Origin of the sequence: Streptomyces sp. CB01201, from assembly GCF_002803085.1 — a bacterium.
Lineage (GTDB): Bacteria > Actinomycetota > Actinomycetes > Streptomycetales > Streptomycetaceae > Streptomyces > Streptomyces hundungensis.
The window spans coordinates 18,632-37,030 of record NZ_NNBJ01000008.1; the positions used below are offsets into that span (position 1 = coordinate 18,632).

The following is an 18,399-nucleotide window of genomic DNA, read 5'->3' on the forward strand; positions in this document are numbered from 1 at the left end:
TCGATCAGAATGGAGCATCAACAGGCTTATTTGGACGCCCAGTTGGGACACTAGCGTGACAATTGTGAACTGTGAAGGGGGTGGACTAGACCATTCGCCTCCGCTAGTGTCGGCCGCCCGGAGGCCGCCAACGCACCCCTGTCCGTCGCTTTCACACCTACCGGCGCGGTCCCAGAGAGCTCCTACGCAAGGCGCGCCGTCGGGCGTTCCGTCGGGGCGATGTCGTCCAGGTATCCCGAGGAGGTGCGGATGAGACCGAGACTGCTTCCCGACACACATCTGCTGCCCTCCGACCGGGGCGTAGTGATCAGTGGGCCGCGCGGAAACTCCGCCTTCGCGTTACCGGGAATCCACCCTTGGCTGGAAAGGCTCCGACCGTTCCTCGACGGGAGCAACAGCCTCGACCAGCTGACCGCCGGCCTCGCACCACAGGCCGCACACCATGTCCGCACCCTGGTCGAGCTGCTTGCCCGGGAGGGTTTCGTGCACGACGCCACGGCGGATCTTCCCCACACGCTGAGCCCGGCCGACCGTACCCGCCATGCCGCGCTGATCGACTTCGTCGCCGCACGCGCCGACTCGCCCGAGTACCGCTTCGAGCGCTACCGCGAATGCGCCCCGTTGGTGATCGGTTCCGGACGCCTGGCCAGTGCGCTGGTCCTCGCCCTGCTCGCCTCGGGAGTGGCACATGTCCGCCTCCGGCTGAGCGGGGCCGAGGGGAGTTCGGGCACCATGACGGATGTGGCCCGGCTCAACGAATGCGTCGAGCTGCTCCACGCCGAGGGTGGCTCGTTCGATTACGAGCAACTGAGCGACGACCCGCTTTCCCAACTGCCCCCGGGCGTAGGCGTGGTGCTCGTCGGCTCGGACCTGGACGATCCCGAGGCCACGGAGCCCGCCCGCGCTCTGGCCTCGGGCGGCGGGCTCCGGTACGGGCAGGTGGTGGGCCGGGGCCGGCACGTGGTGATCAGCGACGTGGCCGCCACGCATGCGTCACAGAGTCCGATTCCCCTTGTCGTCCATGCTGTTGGGGTGGATCGACCAGGGGCGGATGCGGCGAATCCGGCTGCCGTGCACGAGCCGAGCCCCTATCTCGGCGGCCCCGTCGCGGCACTCGCGGCGAACCAGTTGTGCCTGCACCTCCTGCGCCGGGTGGCGGGTCTCGACCAGGCCGACCAGGCCGACGGAGCCGACGGGGCCGCCGAACGGACATCGACGGCCGAGCCCGTGCTGCTCGACCTGGCCACCGGCCGCTTCCTGGGCGCGGAGTCGGGATGACCGGCCGGCGACTTCCCGGTCCGCACCCAGGCGCCGAACCGATCCAGGAGATTCCCCGGAGCGCCGCGGGCGATGTCCCGTTTCCCCCGGAGCTGTGGGCCGAGGCCGTCTACTCACGCCGAGCCATCCCGACCACGCTCGCCGCAGGACATCCGGCCCCGGGGCGGAACGCGGCGGAGGTGGACCCGCTCCCCCAGGGACCGCGCCTGCCGCTGGTGCCACCCCCGCTCCACCTGGCACCCGCCCCCGGGTCTCCGGCCGATCCGTCCGATCCCGCCGTCGTGTCCGCGCTGCTGCACTATTCCTACGGACTGCTCCAGCACGATCTGACCCCCGGCGGCTGGCCCCTTCACCGCGCGGTGGCCTCGGCCCGGTGCCGGTACCCGAGCGAACTCACCCTGATCACACCCACCGGAGCCCTCCGCTTCGATCCGCTGCATCATCAACTCACCTTGCTGTGCGCTGCGGTGACGGGTGCTCAGTACCCCGAGCACGAGTCGACATCCCGTTTCATAGTGATCACCAGCCGCTTCGCCCGCACGGCACGGCTCTACGGCGACTACGCTCCCCGGCTCTGCGCCCAGGAGGCGGGCATGCTGCTGGGGGCGGTGCACCTGGTCGCCTCGGCGCTCGGCCTGCGCACCCGGCCGGGCCAGGACCAGAAGACACTCAACGACCTCTGCGCGCCGTGGCTGCCCAGCGCCGGGGAGCATCCGATGGGCTACCTGGAGCTGGCACGGCCCCCGCGGCCACCGAAAACGGGCTCGCCCGTCGACGCCGGCCCTCAGCGGCCCGGCGATCGGGCCTGGCACCCGCCCGACCTGGCGTCGGTGCTGCGTGTCCGGCACTCCGGCGCGGCGATCTTCGATCCCGAACCAGCCCCGGTCACAAGGGAGTTGATCGACGATCTCGAAGCGGCCCTCGCCACGGCTCCGCTCGGCGACTTCTCCTGCCATCTCCTGGCACGGAGCGTCACGGATCTCGCGCCGGGGCACTACGTCCACGTCGAGGGCCGTCTCCGGCAGGTCAGCGAGGGCGATCCGCTGGCATTGCTCGAACAGATCGGGCAGAGCGAGGGCCGGGTGTCGATGAACTTCCGCTCGACCGCCTGTGTCGCCTACCTCGCCGTCCGGCGCGGCGCCGCGGTCGCACGGTACGGCGACGACGCGTTCCGCAGAGTGCACCTCGGCGCGGGGGCGGCGGCACACCTGGTCTGTGTGGTCGCGGCTCGTCATGGGCTGACCGCCCGTGTCCACAACGGTTATGACGCGGCCACCGCGGAACGGCTGCTCGGGCTGATGCCCGACGAGGAGACGGTGATCTTCCAAGTGGCGATCGGTGCGGCGCGGCCACCGGCGTCCTTCCGACTCCCGGTGGTGTTCTGATGAGCCGGCACACTCCGCATTCGGGCCCGGTCGCCGTTCCCTGGTCCACGTCACCCAGCGGCCCGGTGGGCGTAAGGATCGCCGGTCTTTCCAGCACCGCACTCGACGCCTCGCTGATCCCCCTCAGCACCGAACTCGCGCTGCGCGTCGCCGGGTTGGACCACAAGCTGACCGCCGATGCCGCACGACTGAGCGACGCGTTGTACGCCCTGATCGGCACCGAGCCGGCCCGCCCCTTCAAGGCAAGGCTGGTGGGACTGCGCCGCGCCGTGCACCAGGGCGCTCGCCTCGGCCCGCTCATCGGCACGGCCGCGCCGCCGGACGTGCTCGGGGCCGACCTCATCGAGCATCTCCACCAGCATGTGGCTCTGCGCCGCTCCCGCGCCGGCTTGTTCGCCGAACTGGAGGACGCCCTGCCGGCCGAGACCCGATCGGCGGCGACGGCCCTGGCCGCGCTCATCCAGGATCCGGCCTTCGCGGCGGGGCTCGGCTATGCGAGCCCGGACCTGTACGAGGACCTGCTGCGCTGGAGCAAGGCCGACGTACCCGCACGGAAACCGCTGGACGGGGCGGCCGTCCGGCTGGCCAAGTACGCGAGCCGCGCGATGGCCAAGCCCAGCCCGTTGACCACCTTCGCCGCCAGCGGTTTCGGCCACTGGGTGCCGGGCATCGGCGTCGACGTACGCCTGGAGGATTCGGGCCGGGCCGAGGTGGCCGAGGTGGGTCTGCCGCCCCTGGCCCGGATCGCCGCCGCGCTCGCCCATGCGCCCGAGCTGGCCGCGGCGGTCCAGCTCCGAGTGAACCCGTCGGCCACGGCGCTGTCCTCCCCCGGGGGCGATCGATGGCTGTTCACCGCGCCCGGGCCGTCCGGCGAGGTGCGAACGCTGCCCGCCACACCGGCACTGGCCGCGATCCTGTCGGCGGTCGCCGAGGCGGGCAGCCCGGAGCGGCTGCGCACTCTGCTCGGTGCGACCACTCCCGGAAGCGGCGCCGACGCCGTCCTCGGCCGGCTCGTTCGGCTGGGGCTCCTGGAGGTCCGCCTCGGGCTGCCCGACCAGAGACTCGACGCGGCAACGCTCTGCGACTGGCTCGGCCGGCACCTGCCCTCGCACAGCGAAGCCCTGCACCCCCTGCTCGCCGGCCTCCGCGCCATCCGCGACGAGATCGGCACCGCCCGCGACGCCGCTCCCGGCTCGCACCGGCGCATCGGGAGCAGCCTGCGGCAACGCCTCACGGACGCGTACATACACCTCCAACTGCACACCGATAGTCGCGAGTTGGGCTTCGGCCCGCCGTACTTCCACCACAGTCTCGTCACCGGCTCCGCCGCCTCGCTCGACCCCGCTGTCTGGCGTCCAACCCTGAAGGACCTCGCACTCGTACCGGCGCTGCTCGCACCGTTCGACACCCTCGCATCGGCGCGGGACGGCCTTCGCCGGTGCGCGGTGACCGCTTGTGGCCCGGGATTCCGACGGCCGTTCACCCACTTCCTCCAGGATTTCGGCGGCTGGTGGGCCAATGCCGGGTCAGGTGCTTTCACCGACCGCGACACGCGGCGGCAGGACGAACTGCGGCAGCTGATCGCCGCCACCCGGCCCGCGCGGGACGGCGCCGTCCGCCTCGATCCGTCCGCCGTCCGCGACCTCTGCGGCGGCTGGCCCGGCCCCGAGACCTCCGGCGACAGCCACACCTGTTACGTCCAGACGCTTCCCGATCCGAGCACCGGGCCCAGGCTGGTGCTCAACACGGTCACCGGCGGCCACGGCACCGGCCGGACCCGGATCGCCCGGCTGCTGGACGGCTCGGGCGATGTCGACGCGGCCGGGGACGAGTGGGCCGGCGCCCCGGATCCAGGGCACGGCCCCCTCTACACGGAACTCGACGGCGTCTTCGGGAGCGCCCTCAACCAACGTGCGGCCAGGACCCGTTATGCGATCGACCTGGACGGAGCAACCTCCCACCGACCGCCCGAGCGCCTGATCGGGCCGGCCGAGCTGGACGTGGTGCATGACCCTCGCCTTGAGCGCCTTCAGCTCGTCCACCGTCCAACTGGCCGTGTCGTCCGCCCGGTCCACGCCGGCCTTCTCGCCACACCCCTGCTTCCGCTCCAGGCACGGCTGCTGGTGGGTGCCTTCGGTCAGACCTCGTACGCCTTCTGGTCGGACTGGCCGCAGTTGTGGCAGCTGCTCCCTTCGGAGCGGATCGACCAGTCCCGTGCGGGCCCCGGCACGGGGGCGAGCAGCGGGGGATGGACGAAGCTGCCCCGCCTCGCCCTGGGATCCGTGGTGCTGCGCCGCGCCACCTGGTTCATCGACGCCGGCCGGGCGCCCGCTCGTGACACCGGCGAGTCGGACGCCGCCCACTTGGTCCGGGTGCACACCTGGCGGGTGGCGCTCGGCCTCCCCCGGCGCTGCTTCCTGCGCGTCCTCACCGCACGTCCGGCCGGCGGTTTCACCGGGCCCGCTCTGCATGACAAGGACCGTAAGCCGGTCTTCGTCGACTTCGCCCACGCCCATCTCCTGCGCGTGTTCGAGCGCGCGGCGGCCACGGGCAGACCACTGCTGCTCACCGAGGCGCTCCCCGACCCGTACGACGCACCGGCTCGCCCGGACGGCCACCGCTACGCGACGGAGTTCGTGATCGAGCTTCCGAGCGCCCCGGCAGACCGAGGGCGGCACACATGCTGAGGGGAGCGTCGGCAGGTGTGCCGTCCTCCGAACCGGTGGATCGCTGGGTCAGCGCCCATGTGTTCACCGGCCATCCGTTGGACCTGGTGCTGTGCAGGCTGGTCTCCGCAGCCGTCGCGGAACTGCGCCAACGCGGGCTTGCCGACCGGTACTTCTTTCTCCGCCACTGGCAGGGCGGCCCGCACCTGCGATTGCGGGTCCGCCTCACCACCCCCGCGGCCGAGACGGACGTGCGGTCCGCCCTGAACGCACACGCCGGGGCGCTGTTCCGCGAGCTGCCTGCCTCACCGAGCATGTCGGCCCATCAATACCAGCTCCTGGCAAGGGAGTTGTCCGCTCAGGAACCGGGAAGCGAACCCGGCGTCCTGGCGCCCCATGACAGCCTCGTGTTCCACGACTACCGCCCGGAACACGGCAAGTACGGGTACGGCACCGCCTTGCGCGCCGTCGAGGACGCGTTCGCCACGTGCAGCGAACTGGCCCTCGCCGCGGTGCTTGCCGGGTGGAGTCCGGCCCGGCGGACGGCACACTGCTTCGCCCTGCTCGCCGGCACCCTGGACGCCACCGCGCCGCCGGTACGGCCCACCCCTGACGTACTGATGCAGTACGGGAGCCGGCGTGCCGCCCTGCTCGGCGTTGCCCGTGCGGCACGCCAGGCATCGACGGCGGACCCCCTTACGGATCCCGTGAGCCGGTGGCTCGCGGCTTGCCTCGGCGCCCAGCGACAGGCCGGACTCCCTGCCTCGCCGGTCGGCCATCTGACGCATCTGGCCTGCAACCGGCTCGGCATACGGCTGGGCCAAGAGGCGACCCTGCGCGGGCTGGCCCTTTTGGCCGTACGGGAGTTGGCCGCAGATGAGCGCGGGCGTCAACCCGGTACGGGCGGTGTGGAGAGGGCCGCACCGGGCACTGCGGCGACGCCGGGCCTTCGTGATCCGGACCCCACATCGAGTAGTCCCGACCAGCACAGATCCACCAAGGAGCGATTTCGGTGACAGCCATCCCGCAGCGGGAAGAGCCACAGTGGCGCGCGGCCCACATCGCGTACTTCGGTGACGACACCGACCACCTGATCCTGCACGCCGTACGGCCGGTGATCGAGCGCTGCGCCGGTCAGGTGGAATCGGCCTATGTGCTGCGGCACTGGCGTCGTGGCCCCCATCTGCGCCTGGTGGTCCGGGCGAGCGCCGCCGTCTTCGACGATCTCGTGGTGCCCGCGGTGTCCGAACTCATCGGGGGGCATCTCAAGGAGCGGCCGTCCTCCGCGCCACCGCTGGACGAGGCCGCCCTCCTTCCGCTGCACCGCCGTCTCGCCGCGGCGGAACGGGAGCCCGGGCCGTTGACTCCCTTCTATCCGGACAACTCGATCAGCTGGGAGGAACACGACCGGCGGGTCGACGTCCTGGGCTGTCCTGTCGGCGCCGACGAGCTGGCCCTCTTCTACGAGCGGACCAACGGCCTGCTGTTCGAGCACCTGGAGTCCGTCGCGGCGGGACTGCCGCGCGAGACGCTGGCCCTGCGTCTGATGCTGGCCACCGCCCACACGCTCTGCCGGCACCCGTCGGATCCGTCGATCCGTCGCGGGTTCGTCTCCTTCCGTTCGCACGCCGAGGGCTACTTGAGCACCGTCGGCCCCCAGGTGCGGAGCGCCTTCGAGGCGCGGTACACGGCCAACCGCGCCGTCCTCACCGCTCAGGTGCGCGATGTGGTCGCGGCCTTCGACTCGGCTTCGACGGGGCACGGGCCGGGTCGTGGAGCCAAGGACGCGTCCGGGCCGGACTGGGCCGCCTCGCTCCATGACTGGGTGGCCACGATCGACCCGTTGGGCGGCCGCTGGACCGCTCTGTACGAGGCCGGCGAGATTCCCGAGGCGGAGATCCCGAGCGACGAGGAGAACGGCATCGGCGGACTGGTCACGTCCAGCCCGCTGCACCGGGCGATCAGCGGGAGCGCCACGTACAAGGAGATGATGTACCGGGATCCGCGGTTCCTGCGCTACCGCCTGATGCTCAACTACACCTACCTGCATCTCTCACGTCTCGGCCTGCCGGGCCTGACCCGCTATCTGCTCTGCCATCTCGCGGCCAACGCGGTGGAGGAGGTCTACGGGGTCAGCGCACTCGAACTGGTGCTGGCCACCGCGGCGAACGGGTCCGGTTCGGTGGAAGATGCCTCCGCGGCCAACGGGTCCGGTTCGGTGGAAGATGCCTCCGCGGCCAACGGGTCCGGTTCGGCGGAAGATGCCTCCGCGGCCAACGGCCCCCGTTCGGCGGAAGATGCCACCGCGGCCAACGGCCCCCGTTCGGCGGCCTCATCAGCGAGGGCTGCCCGTGGCCCCGGCGGCCCCACCGCCCCGGCACGGGCGCACTCATGAGGACCACCCCCGCCGTTCCCGTGCCCGACGCCTACCCCCCACCCGTCGAGACCGGAGGGGCGGCCGCGCGGCGCTACCACGCACGGCACGGCAGTGTGCTGCCCGCCATCGACCCGGCCGCCGGCAGTGCCGCGCCCAAACACCATCCGGGCACGCCCGTACTCCCCCTGCCGTTCCCGCCCGCCTTCCCAGCTGCCCCGGGCGACGAGGAGCCGACCGCCGCGGTGGAAGGTCTGGGCGGCCTCCTCGCCCTGCTCAACGGAGTCACCCGGGTCGACTGGACCGGCGCGGCCGTCGCGGCCGGCCGGCCGGTGCCGTCCGGTGGCGGCAGCTACCCGGGCGAGGTGTATCTGGCCACCGCAGCCGGGCTCTGCCACTACCTGCCGTCGGCCCACGCCCTCGAACTCCTCTCCCCTGCCGATCTGCGCGCCGACCTCGTCCGCACGCTGGACCGGCCGCCGCTCGACCATCCCGAATCGATCCTCCTGATCACCAGTCGACTGGACGCGAACCTGGCCCGCTACGGGCCCTTCGGACACCGGCTTCAGGCACTCGACACCGGCGTACTGACCGGGCAGGCGCTCAGCCTCCTGGAGTCGGCCGGTGCCGCGCCGGTCGCGCACGCGCTCTTCCCGGACGAGGAACTGGGCCGCCTGCTCGGCCTGGACCCCGCGGCGGAACGCGTTCACGCGGTGGTCACCGCCCAAACTCCGGGTGCGTTCACGCCCAGCGCTCCCCTGCTGCGCCGCCGCACGGCCCGCTCCGGATTCGAGCCGGTGCCCATGGCCCTGCCCGTCCTGCTCTCCGTCCTGGAGGGGGCCGCCGCACCGATCCCCATGGACCATGCCGCCCCCGTCGACTGCGCCCTGTACGTCGTCGCCCATCGGGTCACCGGACTGGAACCCGGGTGTCACCGGCGCGACGGGCGCACGGGGCAGCTCATACCGGTCACCGGCGATGCCACTCCCCGCGGCCTGTTCCCGCCCAACGGGCCGGGAGAACTGGCCGGGTTCGAGGCCGCTTGCGCGGTCCTGGTGACCGGTGATTACGAGTCCGGCTACCCGGGGCACGGCGACCGCTGGTACCGGAGGCTCAACCTGCGGGCCGGCGTCATCGGCCAGCGGATCGGCCTGGCCGCGGCGGCCGCCGGGCTCGGCGCCGGGCTGCGCTGCGACGTCGACACCCCGGCCGCCGATGCCGTCCTGGGCACGCACCCCCACCGCACCACGCTGCTCGCCGTCCTGCTCGGTCAGGAACGCGGCAGCGGCACACCGTCCTTCCCGCTGCTCGGCGCACCGGGCCCGCCGTGAACCTGTCCGCCAACCCGACCGCACCGCCCCCTCCCCGGCCGAGGACACCGTGATCACCTCCGACTCCGCCCCGCTCCTGCGCCCCGACGTCTTCCTCACTCCCAGCGGCAACGGCACCGTCTATGTACGCTCCAGCCAGGGCACCGACCTGATCGCCGCCCCCGGCATCGCCGGCTGGCTCGACCGGCTCACCCCCTTCCTGGACGGCACCCGAACCGTGGGGCGGCTGGTCGACGGGCTCGACGGAGCCCGACGTGACATGGTGCTACGGGTCCTCCAGCTACTGGACGGACACGGCCTGTTGACGGATCGGGCGGACCCGTCCCCCGGCGCGCGCGCAACCGCCTACCCCCAGCTCAGAGCGCTGACCGTGGGCACCCCGGTCGGCACGACCGCCCTGGCGAACGCCCTGCGCCTGACCGGCCTGGCGGCCGTGACGGCGGTGGCCGACGCCGCGGCGGCCCGGACCGCGATGACGGCCGGCGGCCACGACGCGGTGCTCGTGCTCGCCGGAGGTGACGACGCGGAGTCCGTCGCTCGGCTCGACGACGCCTGCCGCACCCACGGGCTGTGGTTCGCCGCCGCCGTGAGCGATGCGGAGTCCTGGTGGCTGAGTCCCGCATGCGCCCCCGGCCCGGACCGGACCACCGGCGGCTGGCTCGGCGCGTGGCTGCGCGTACACGGCACGGGAGCCAGGCCGGCTCGGCCGCAACTTGCGCCATTCGCGACCGAGTTGGTGGCAAAGCTGCTCGCGCACGGATTTCAGCAGAGCTTCCTGAGCCCGCCCACACCTGCGCCGGGGCAACCTGATCCACTCATCCGCCTGGACGCCTCGACCCTGACCACCACACGTCACTCCTACCGGCCCCACCCGGCCGCACTGGCCGCGGCACCGGAATCCGAGGCGGAGTTCCTCGCCAAGGTCGCCGCCCTCCGCGAGGGACCGGCCATCGGCGCCGAGGCGTTCTCCCGCCGCGCGGCAACCTGCATCGACCAGCGCGCCGGGCTCCTCGCGGAACTGGACGAGGCCGCACTGCCGCAGTTCCCCCGGCACGCCTCCAGGGCCCTGGTCCGCGACCCGTACACGGGTCGGGCAGAGCGCCAAGTACACGCCACCGGACCGGACTTCACCACGGCCCGACTCCGTACCGCGCAACGCGCTCTCGCGCTCTACGCGCTGCTCGCCCTCGACCCCCGCCGGTTCGTCCCGGCGCCCGGCGGACCCGCGCTGTGGGCATGGTCGCCCGCGCGCGGTACCGCACACCTCGTTCCGGCAGCCTCGGTACAGGCGCGGGGTGCGCATGCGCAGAGAGGGCTCGGTTCGGGCGGGACCTTCGACGAGGCGGTGGCAGCGGCGCTCCGCGACCGGCGCGGGCCCGCGCCCGACCACCTCATCGTGCCGCTCGATCACGACCCGGCCGCCGCCGAGATCCTGCCCTACCTGCTGAGAGCGGTGCGCTTCGATGACTGAAGACCTTCTGTCGGCCCCCGTCCGCGTGTACCACGACGGCGGTTTGCTGGGCGAGGCACTCGTCCGCCGCCGCACCGCCCCATCCCGGCTCCCCACCGGGGTCGCGCTGATTGCGGCCGACACACCTGATGCAGCGTCAAAATTGCTGTTGCGCAGCCTTGTTGAGGGCGAGCGGTTTCTGTTGGTGGTCGGCGAGCTGGACCGGGTGGTCATCGGTCCGCTGGTCCGCCCCGGCGAGCCGGGCTGTCACCGCTGTCTCGCAGCCCGCCGAGCCGGAGCCCGAGCCGACGCGGCCGAGGAGGCGGCCCTGCACACCACCTACGGCAGCCGCCTCACCGACACCGTCTCCCCGCTGCTCACCCCGATCGCCGCCGACCTCGCAGCCGTCCTCGCCCTGACCCGGCTGACCACCCGGGACGCCGTCGAGCACGAGGTCACCATGGTCCGCCTCACCGATCTGGCGATCACCCGGCACCGCTTCCTGCCCGACCCGCACTGCCCCGACTGCGGCAGCCGGCCCGACGATTCAGCGGCCCGGGCCACGATCCCGCGCGTCCCCCGGCCCAAGCCGGACTCCGCTGTCCTGCGAGTCCGGGATCTGCGAGCCGAGCGGGCGGAGCTGGAGTCCCTCTACGCGGACGACGAGACCGGAGTGCTCAAGGGTTTGCGCGCCCGCGGACTGCACACACTGCCCTTCGCCGAGGCCAAGGTCGGGCCGCCCGAGTCCGTCGACGGCGGCTACGGCCGCGCCCTGGACTTCCGCAGCGCCAGGGTCACCGCGATCGCCGAAGCCCTGGAACGGCTCGGCGGAGGGCGCCCGGGCGGGCGGCGCACGGTGGTCCACGGCAGTCATGACGAACTCACGGGCCGCCATCCCGGCGCCGTACTGGACCCGGCCCGCACCGGCAGCCACGAGCCCCACCGCTACCAGGATTCCGGTTTCCCCTTCCAGCCGTACCACCCCGGCCTCGTCATGCCCTGGGTGTGGGGTTACTCCCTGACGCGCGAACAGCCGGTCCTGGTTCCCGAAAGCCTGGCGTACTACCGGCTCGGCCGGCACCGGCCGGGGGCTGCCCGCCCGTTCGTCTCCGAGATCTCCAACGGCTGTGCTCTCGGCGGCTGCGTCGAGGAGGCGGCCCTGTACGGCCTCCTCGAACTCGCCGAGCGCGACGCGTTCCTGCTCACCTGGTACGCGCGGCTGCCCGCGCCCGCGATCGACCTGCACACCGCGCGCGACCGGCGGATCGGTCTGCTCGCCGATCGGATCCGGGAGCGCACCGGCTACCGCGTCGAGGTCTTCGACGTGACCGGCGCCGAGGGCATCCCGTGCTTCTGGGCCGCCGCCGTGGACGAAGGCCCGCGTTCCGCTTCCGGTGCCGAGCCTCCCGTTCCCCGACCCCGTGCGCTGTGCGCGGGCGGCTCGGGACTCGACCCCGAACGCGGTGTCTTCGGCGCCCTGCACGAACTGGTCACCGCCATCGAGGCGTACCGGTTGATCTACCCGCAGCGGACGGACGATGCCGTCCGGATGTGCGAGGACCCCGAACAGGTCCGTCTGATGGACGACCACGCACTGCTCTACTGCGACCCGGTCGCCGCCCGCCGACTCGACTTCCTGCTCGCTCCCGGCGGCCGGCCGCCGCGGGAGCGGCGGGACCTGCGGGAGCTCGCCGCCGACTACGCGTGGCCCCGTCATTCGGATCTGCGCGCGGATCTGGACGAGTTGGTGGGCCGTTTCGCCGCGACCGGGCTCGAAGCGATCGTCGTGGACCAGACCACCCCGGTCCACGCCGCCTCCGGGCTCTCCTGCGTCAAGACCATCGTCCCGGGCCTGCTCCCGATGACCTTCGGGCACCAGCTGCGCCGCGTCACCGGCCTGGACCGGGTACTGACAGCCCCTCACGTCCTCGGCCACAGCGCACGCCCCCTCCTCCCCGCGGAGGTCAACCCACATCCCCATCCCTTTCCCTGACCGCCGCGCACTTGACCGTGCGAGATCACCGATCGGGGGTAGGAGTCCGCCCGAAACGGTCCATATGCCGACGACCGCCGCCGAGCACTCCCCCGCACTGCGGGCCGGGTGCGCGGGGCGCCGGCGCTCGGGCGGCGGAGAAGTGGAAGGGCGTGGTGGTCGTGCTGGCTTGGAGTGAGCGGGCTGCGTGTGGGCAAGGTGACGCGGACGCGCTGTTCGCCGAGGGGACGCGGCAGCATGACGCCGCCACCCTCTGCACGAGGTGCCCGGTACGGACGGAGTGCCTGGCCCACGCCTTGGACCAGCGGATCGAATTCGGGGTCTGGGGTGGCATGACGGAGCGGGAGCGGCGCGCCCTGCTGCGGCGGCGGCCCGATGTCGCCTCCTGGCGCCGCCTCCTCGAAACCGCCCGCGCCGAACACACCCACCCCGCGCGGGGCCGTGCACCTCTCCCCCGGCGCGAAGCCGGCCCGCAAGCCGGACCGGCCCACCAGGACATGGGCAGAACGGCGACGTCGGTGTAATTGCCCCGTCCTCCAGGCCCGTTCACCCGCTGTTCGCCGTACGGCCCACCCCCACTGGCCGCTACGTCGGCCCTCGCTGTCAGTCTCCGGACGATTTCCGGGACTTCAGGAGGCCGCACGTGACACATCCCTCGCGCAGGACCGTTCTCAGGAGCACGGCGGCCGCCGGCGCCCTCGCCACGGTGCCCGCATCCGCACTCCTGTGGAGTCAGCCCGCCGTCGCCGGCACCGCGGGCCCCGAGCAGGTTCATCTGCAGTACGGCAACGAGCCCTCGCGCGAGATGACGGTCTCCTGGGCGAGCGGCGCCTCGGTGCGCAGGCCCCGGCTCCGCCTCGGCGCCGCGCACGGCGGATTCGGCCACACCTTCCCGGCGGAGACGCGGACCTACGTGGACGGCCTGAACAAGGTCGAGACGTATACGCACCACACCAGGCTGCACGGCCTGCGCCCCGACACCTCGTACGTCTATGAAATCGTGCACGACGGCGCCGCCCCGGTCCGCGGTTCGTTCCGTACCGCTCCCGGCCGTGAGCGCGCGGCGTTCCGGTTCACCAGCTTCGGCGACCTCGGCACCGGGTCGGCCTCCTGGAGCAAGTCCGCGCTCCATGGAGCGGCCGCGGTGCGCCAGGTCGAGCAGTTCAACCCGCTGTTCCACCTCCTCAACGGCGACCTGGCGTACGCCAACAACAACCAGGACCGGCAGCCGCAGTGCTGGGACGCCTTCATGAACAACATGTCGGTCTCGGCCCGCAACCGGCCCTGGATGCCGGCGCCCGGCAACCACGAAGTCGAGGCGGGGGGTGGGGAGTTGGGCTACGCCTCGTACCACGCGCGGTTCGACCTGCCGGACAACCACACCCGGGACCACTGCGGAAACTGGTACAGCTTCCAGGTCGGTTCGGTGCTGTTCCTCTCGGTCGACGGCAATGACATCGCCATCGAGGACGACGCCAGTGTCGATCCCGCCACCGGCCGGTCCGTCTACATCAGCGGATACAGCGAGGGCGCCCAACTGCGCTGGCTGGAGCGGACTTTGGCGCGCGCTCGGGCGGGCCGGGAGGTGGACTGGATCGTGGTGTCGATGCACCAGTTCGCGATGTCGTCCTCGGCGGCCAGCCACGGCGGCGACATCGGCATCCGCGAACAGCTGCTTCCGCTGTTCGACCGGTACGCGGTCGACCTGGTCCTGTGCGGCCATGACCACGACTACGAGCGGACCCACCCGGTGCGCGGCACCGACCCCGGCAGTCTGCTGCGCCCCAGCGTCGTCGACGACGGGCTCAAGGAGATCGACACCTCCAAGGGCACGGTCCACCTGATCCTCGGCGGCGGCGGAACGGCCTCGCACGACGACACCTACCTGGGCGACTCGGACGGCAGTGGCGTCCCGGACGCCTTCGTGCGCACGAAGCGGCTGCCGTTCAAGGCCGATCCGGACGCCAAGGAGAAGGCCACCTGGTCGGCGGTCCGCGACCCCGACACCGCCCACCCCTACGGCATGGCCGTCTTCGATGTCGACCCCGGCCGGCTCCCCGGGGGCCGTACCAGCATCACCGTCAGCTACTACCACTCCCAGGAAGCGACCACGGCCAACCCGTTCCCCACGCCCGTGCTCTTCGACCGCTTCACCGTCCACCGCAACCGGCGCGACGGGTGGAGCACCCACGGCCACCAGTCGGACACGGGGGTCGCGGCCGTGCGCTGATGCAGGCGCCGGGCCGTGGGGCGGCCCTCATGACAGCCGGTGGCCGACCCCCCGGGCGGTGCTGATCGACAGATCGCTGCCGGCATCGCGCAGCTTGCGCCGCAGCCGGCTCAGGTACTGGTCGAGGGTGTTGTCGCTGACCTGCGCGCCCTGCGGCCAGCCGGCCCGCACGAGCGCGCGCCGCCCCACGATCCCACCGTCCGCGGCCATGAGCGGAGCCAGCAGCCGGAACTCGGTCGGCGTCAGATCGACCTGTAGGCCGTGGACGGTGAAGCTGTGCCGTACCGCGTCGAGCGCCAGGCCCCCGGCGGCCATGCCTTTGTGCGGCGCGGCCCGGTTGAGGACCGCCCGTAACCGGGCCGCGAGTTCCGCGAGGTGGAACGGCTTGGGCAGGTAGTCGTCACCGCCCGCGGAGAATCCGCCCAGGCGGTCGGTGAGCCGGTGGTGCGCGGTGAGGAAGATGACGGTGCGCGGAAGCCGTTGGCCCGCAGGGCCTGGCAGACGTCGCGGCCGTCCGCGTCCGGCAGCCCGACGTCCAGGACGACGGCGTCGACGGCCCCGCCGGCCAGGCGCAACGCCCCCGCGCCGTCCTGTGCGACAAGGGTGTCGAAGCCCTCGGCGCACAGCGCGCGGCGCAGGACATCGCGCAGGGCCTGATCGTCTTCCACGACGAGAATCCGCTGGCGCATCCGTGCCGTCCTTCTTTCCCACCCCGACCGACAGCCTACTGACTACAGCACTGTAGACACACGGTGGCGGGCGAACCGAACCAACAGTACTTATATAAGTACTGTTACGATGCGCCCCATGCCTCACACCAATTCCGCCGGCACGGACCCGCTCGACGACCCGCTCGACTCACCCGACCCGACTCGGCAGAGCGCCTGGCGGCCTCTTCGACTGCTACAGGCGTCCATGGACGCCGACATCGCCCGGATCTACTCCGAGCGGCTGACCGAGGGGCCCAAGTCCAGCTTCGTGATGGAGTTGCTCCGGCTTCACGCCGCGGGACCCATGACCATCGCGGAACTCGCCGAGTCGGTTCAGCGCACGCATTCGGCGCTCAGCCAGAAGGTCGCGGCGATGCGCACGGCGGGCTGGGTCGAGACCGTCGTGGGCGACGACGCGCGCACCAGGCGGGTGACACTCACCGACAAGGCCCGCCGGGTAGTCGAAAGCCTGGCAGCGGAGTGGCGGGCCACCGAGGCGGCCATCGCCGACCTGGAGGCCGAGATCCCCTACCCGCTCTCCCGGGTCGTCAGCGACATCGAGCAGGCCCTGGACCGCAAGAGCTTCCACGACCGGATCGCCGAGAAGCTGGCCGAGGATCCCGCATGGGGCTGAGACGCACGCTCATCGATGTGACTCCCTTACCCGCGTCACCGCCCTTCAGGCGGTTGTGGATCGGCCAGGGGCTGTCCGGTTTCGGCAGCCAGATGACGCTCGTCGCCGTCATGTTCCAGATCTGGCAGCTGACGAGGAGCCCCGCGTGGACGGGCGCGGTCGGGCTGGCCCAGGCGGTCCCGCTCATCACACTCGGTCTCTTCGCCGGATCGGTCGTCGACCGCGTGGACCGCAGGAAGTTCTACCTGCTCACCACCAGCGGGCAAGCGGTGTGTTCCCTTCTCCTCGCCCTCCAGGGCCTCTTCGGACACGTCCCGGCCGTCGGCGTCCTGGGGCTCGTGGCGCTCCAGTCGTGCTTCGTCGCCGGTGGCGGGCCGGCCTCGCGCACCTTCATTCCGCACCTGCTGCCCCGGCAACAGCTTTCTGCGGGGCTGGCGTTGGGGCGTATCGCCTTCCAGGGCGCCATGCTGCTCGGTCCCGCGCTCGGCGGATTGATCGTGGGTGCTCTGGGAGTCGGCGCCTGCTACCTGATCGACGCCTTGACGTTCCTCGCCGCCTTCTACGGCGCGTTCGGACTGCCGAAGATGCAGCCCGGCGACGAGCCCGCACGGCCCGGACTCCGCGGTGTGCTGGACGGCCTCGCCCTCCTTGGCCGCACCCCCGTCATTCGTGGGGCGCTCCTCACCGATCTGGCTGCCACCGTGTTGTCGATGCCCGTCAGCCTGTTCCCCGTGGTCAACGCCGAACGGTTCGGCGGCAACCCTCGCACGCTCGGACTGTTCCTCACGGTCGTCGCCGTGGGTGGGGTCACGGCGTCCCTCTTCTCCGGCACCTTCACCCGGTCACGCCGCCCCGGTCTGCTGATGCTCGCCGGTTCCGCCGCCTGGGGCACGGCTTTGGCGCTGTTCGGCATGTCGTCCAACCGATGGGGCGGTCTGGCCTTCCTCGCCGTGGCCGGGGCCGCGGACACCGTCTCCGTCGTCTCCCGGAGCACCGTCGTGCAGCTGCACACGCCCCCCGGACTCCTCGGCCGGGTCAGTGCGGCGGAACAGATCGTCGGGCAGGCCGGCCCCGACATCGGCAATGTCCGCGGCGGCCTCGTGGCCGGTGCCACCTCGGGAACGGCGGCACTCGTGAGCGGCGGCCTCCTGTGTCTCGGCGCGGTAGCTGTAGTGGGAGCCGCGACAGCAGAATTACGAGGCCCGGTGACGCCACGCCCCGAAGGGCCGGCATCCGGCCTTTCGGTACACCCCTAGTCGCTCAACTCGCCTACCAGGGAGTCCAGTTGGCAACCGGCTCGTCAGCCGGATCGGATCGGCGCGGGTCGGATTGGATCGGGATCAGCAGGAGCTGCGGATGCCCACCGCGTCGATCCTGCGGCCGAAGTTGGTGTCGTACGCCTTGGCGTAGTCACCGATGTTGACCGCACGGAATTCGCGCGGCTTGTAGTCGATGAAACACGCGCGGACGTTGGCGTAGAACGAGTACACGTGGTCGTGGAGGTTGGGCGGCATGTCCCGGTAGCCGTTGGACGGCATCCACCTCCACGGCGTGCCCGAGAAGTTCCGGTCGTGCCAGAAACACACCTCCCCCGCCCCGCACTGCTCGGCCGCACGCTGCACATCAGCGGCGCCGGGGGCCTGGGCGGACGCAGCCGTACTGCTCTGGATCGCCTGGGACGGACTCGCCGCACCGGACAGCGCAAGGCAGACCCCCGCCACGACGGCGGCCAGACTCATGCGAACACGCATACAGAACGTTCCCTTCGATCGGCTCACTTCGACGACCCGGGCGCATCGCGCCCGGCCCGGTTAGTCCACCACCTACACACCCCAACATGCCGGAATCCACCACATAAACACCCCGTACAGGGGGGCGCCGGACCCTCTTGAGGGGCATGCGGGTCTCTTGCGTACGCCCCCGAAGCGCGGGTACGCGCCGGCGCCGGACACGGCTCACGGGATGCTCTTCCCGGAGAGGCGGCCGCCCCCTGGAGGAGGCCGAGCGCTCGCGTGAGTAGACCGCTACCCCGCCTTTTCAGCCGCCTTCCGCACCCGCGCCTCCATCTCCTGCCAGTCCGCCCCCTGGTCCTTCGCGTACGCGGTGATCGCCGCGTGTACGTCCCGGGCCAGATCCCGCCATGCCCGCCACGCCGTCTCGTAGGTCTGGGACTGCTGCCCGGACCAGGGACGGGTGCCCGGGGGCCCGTACTGTTCCCGCAGCTGCTCCGTCTGGGCGCGCGCCGCATCGGCCGTACGCTGCATCGCGACAAGCTCTTCGAAAGTGTGTGCCACGGCCGCCGATCATAGGGCGGCCGGAGTGCGCCCCGGCAGCGACGCGCACGGCTG

General features: G+C 71.9%; 14 protein-coding genes and 1 pseudogene. 12 read left to right on the forward strand and 3 right to left on the reverse strand.

The genetic code is table 11. From position 1 onward, the window contains the following. Positions 1-249: 249 nt before the first annotated feature. The 10 genes from CG740_RS17590 (at position 250) to CG740_RS17635 (ending at position 14,707) form a co-directional block, all read left to right on the forward strand. On the forward strand, positions 250-1,278 hold the full coding sequence (locus tag CG740_RS17590) for a hypothetical protein (RefSeq protein WP_100576116.1): 1,029 nt from the start codon (positions 250-252) through the stop codon (positions 1,276-1,278). Next, positions 1,275-2,663, forward strand: a complete 1,389-nt coding sequence (locus CG740_RS17595) for a hypothetical protein (RefSeq protein ID WP_100576117.1) — start codon at positions 1,275-1,277, stop codon at positions 2,661-2,663. Before CG740_RS17590 ends, CG740_RS17595 begins: the two co-directional genes overlap by 4 nt. Beyond that, on the forward strand, positions 2,663-5,350 hold the full coding sequence (locus CG740_RS17600; protein WP_100576118.1) for a lantibiotic dehydratase: 2,688 nt from the start codon (positions 2,663-2,665) through the stop codon (positions 5,348-5,350). Before CG740_RS17595 ends, CG740_RS17600 begins: the two co-directional genes overlap by 1 nt. Before the next feature lie 17 nt (positions 5,351-5,367). After that, positions 5,368-6,345 carry a lantibiotic dehydratase C-terminal domain-containing protein gene (locus CG740_RS17605; protein WP_159030319.1) on the forward strand — a complete coding sequence of 326 codons (978 nt, stop codon included), beginning with the start codon at positions 5,368-5,370 and terminating at the stop codon, positions 6,343-6,345. After that, the gene (locus CG740_RS17610; RefSeq protein ID WP_159030320.1) at positions 6,342-7,724 is read left to right on the forward strand and encodes a thiopeptide maturation pyridine synthase; all 1,383 of its coding nucleotides are present in this window, start codon (positions 6,342-6,344) and stop codon (positions 7,722-7,724) included. Before CG740_RS17605 ends, CG740_RS17610 begins: the two co-directional genes overlap by 4 nt. After that, positions 7,721-9,034 carry a nitroreductase family protein gene (locus CG740_RS17615; RefSeq protein WP_107488368.1) on the forward strand — a complete coding sequence of 438 codons (1,314 nt, stop codon included), beginning with the start codon at positions 7,721-7,723 and terminating at the stop codon, positions 9,032-9,034. Before CG740_RS17610 ends, CG740_RS17615 begins: the two co-directional genes overlap by 4 nt. 49 nt (positions 9,035-9,083) lie before the next feature. After that, positions 9,084-10,505 (forward strand): hypothetical protein, encoded by a 1,422-nt coding sequence (locus CG740_RS17620; RefSeq protein WP_100576122.1) that lies wholly within the window; start codon positions 9,084-9,086, stop codon positions 10,503-10,505. Beyond that, entirely contained in the window at positions 10,498-12,477 is a 1,980-nt protein-coding gene (locus tag CG740_RS17625; protein ID WP_100576123.1) for a TOMM precursor leader peptide-binding protein, read from the forward strand. The genes CG740_RS17620 and CG740_RS17625 overlap by 8 nt, the downstream gene beginning before the upstream one ends. A gap of 152 nt (positions 12,478-12,629) precedes the next feature. Then, positions 12,630-13,001, forward strand: a complete 372-nt coding sequence (locus CG740_RS41740; RefSeq protein WP_100576124.1) for a WhiB family transcriptional regulator — start codon at positions 12,630-12,632, stop codon at positions 12,999-13,001. Positions 13,002-13,120: 119 nt separating this feature from the next. Next, positions 13,121-14,707 carry a purple acid phosphatase family protein gene (locus CG740_RS17635; RefSeq protein WP_100576125.1) on the forward strand — a complete coding sequence of 529 codons (1,587 nt, stop codon included), beginning with the start codon at positions 13,121-13,123 and terminating at the stop codon, positions 14,705-14,707. Between the two features lie 27 nt (positions 14,708-14,734). Here CG740_RS17635 and CG740_RS17640 read toward each other — a convergent pair. Then, positions 14,735-15,396: pseudogene (locus CG740_RS17640) on the reverse strand (response regulator transcription factor). Between the two features lie 118 nt (positions 15,397-15,514). Here CG740_RS17640 and CG740_RS17645 point away from each other — a divergent pair. Continuing rightward, complete coding sequence (locus CG740_RS17645) at positions 15,515-16,051, forward strand: MarR family winged helix-turn-helix transcriptional regulator (protein ID WP_234376323.1); 537 nt, start codon at positions 15,515-15,517, stop codon at positions 16,049-16,051. Beyond that, entirely contained in the window at positions 16,042-17,307 is a 1,266-nt protein-coding gene (locus tag CG740_RS17650) for an MFS transporter (protein WP_100576126.1), read from the forward strand. The genes CG740_RS17645 and CG740_RS17650 overlap by 10 nt, the downstream gene beginning before the upstream one ends. Positions 17,308-17,391: 84 nt before the next feature. Here the strand turns inward: CG740_RS17650 and CG740_RS17655 are convergent, their stop codons facing one another. Together CG740_RS17655 and CG740_RS17660 are read right to left on the reverse strand one after the other, a co-directional pair. Then, entirely contained in the window at positions 17,392-17,790 is a 399-nt protein-coding gene (locus CG740_RS17655; protein ID WP_234376324.1) for a peptidase inhibitor family I36 protein, read from the reverse strand. Positions 17,791-18,075: 285 nt separating this feature from the next. After that, a complete protein-coding gene (locus CG740_RS17660; protein ID WP_100576128.1) occupies positions 18,076-18,345 on the reverse strand; it encodes a hypothetical protein in 270 nt (89 codons plus the stop codon). Between the last annotated feature and the right edge of the window lie 54 nt (positions 18,346-18,399).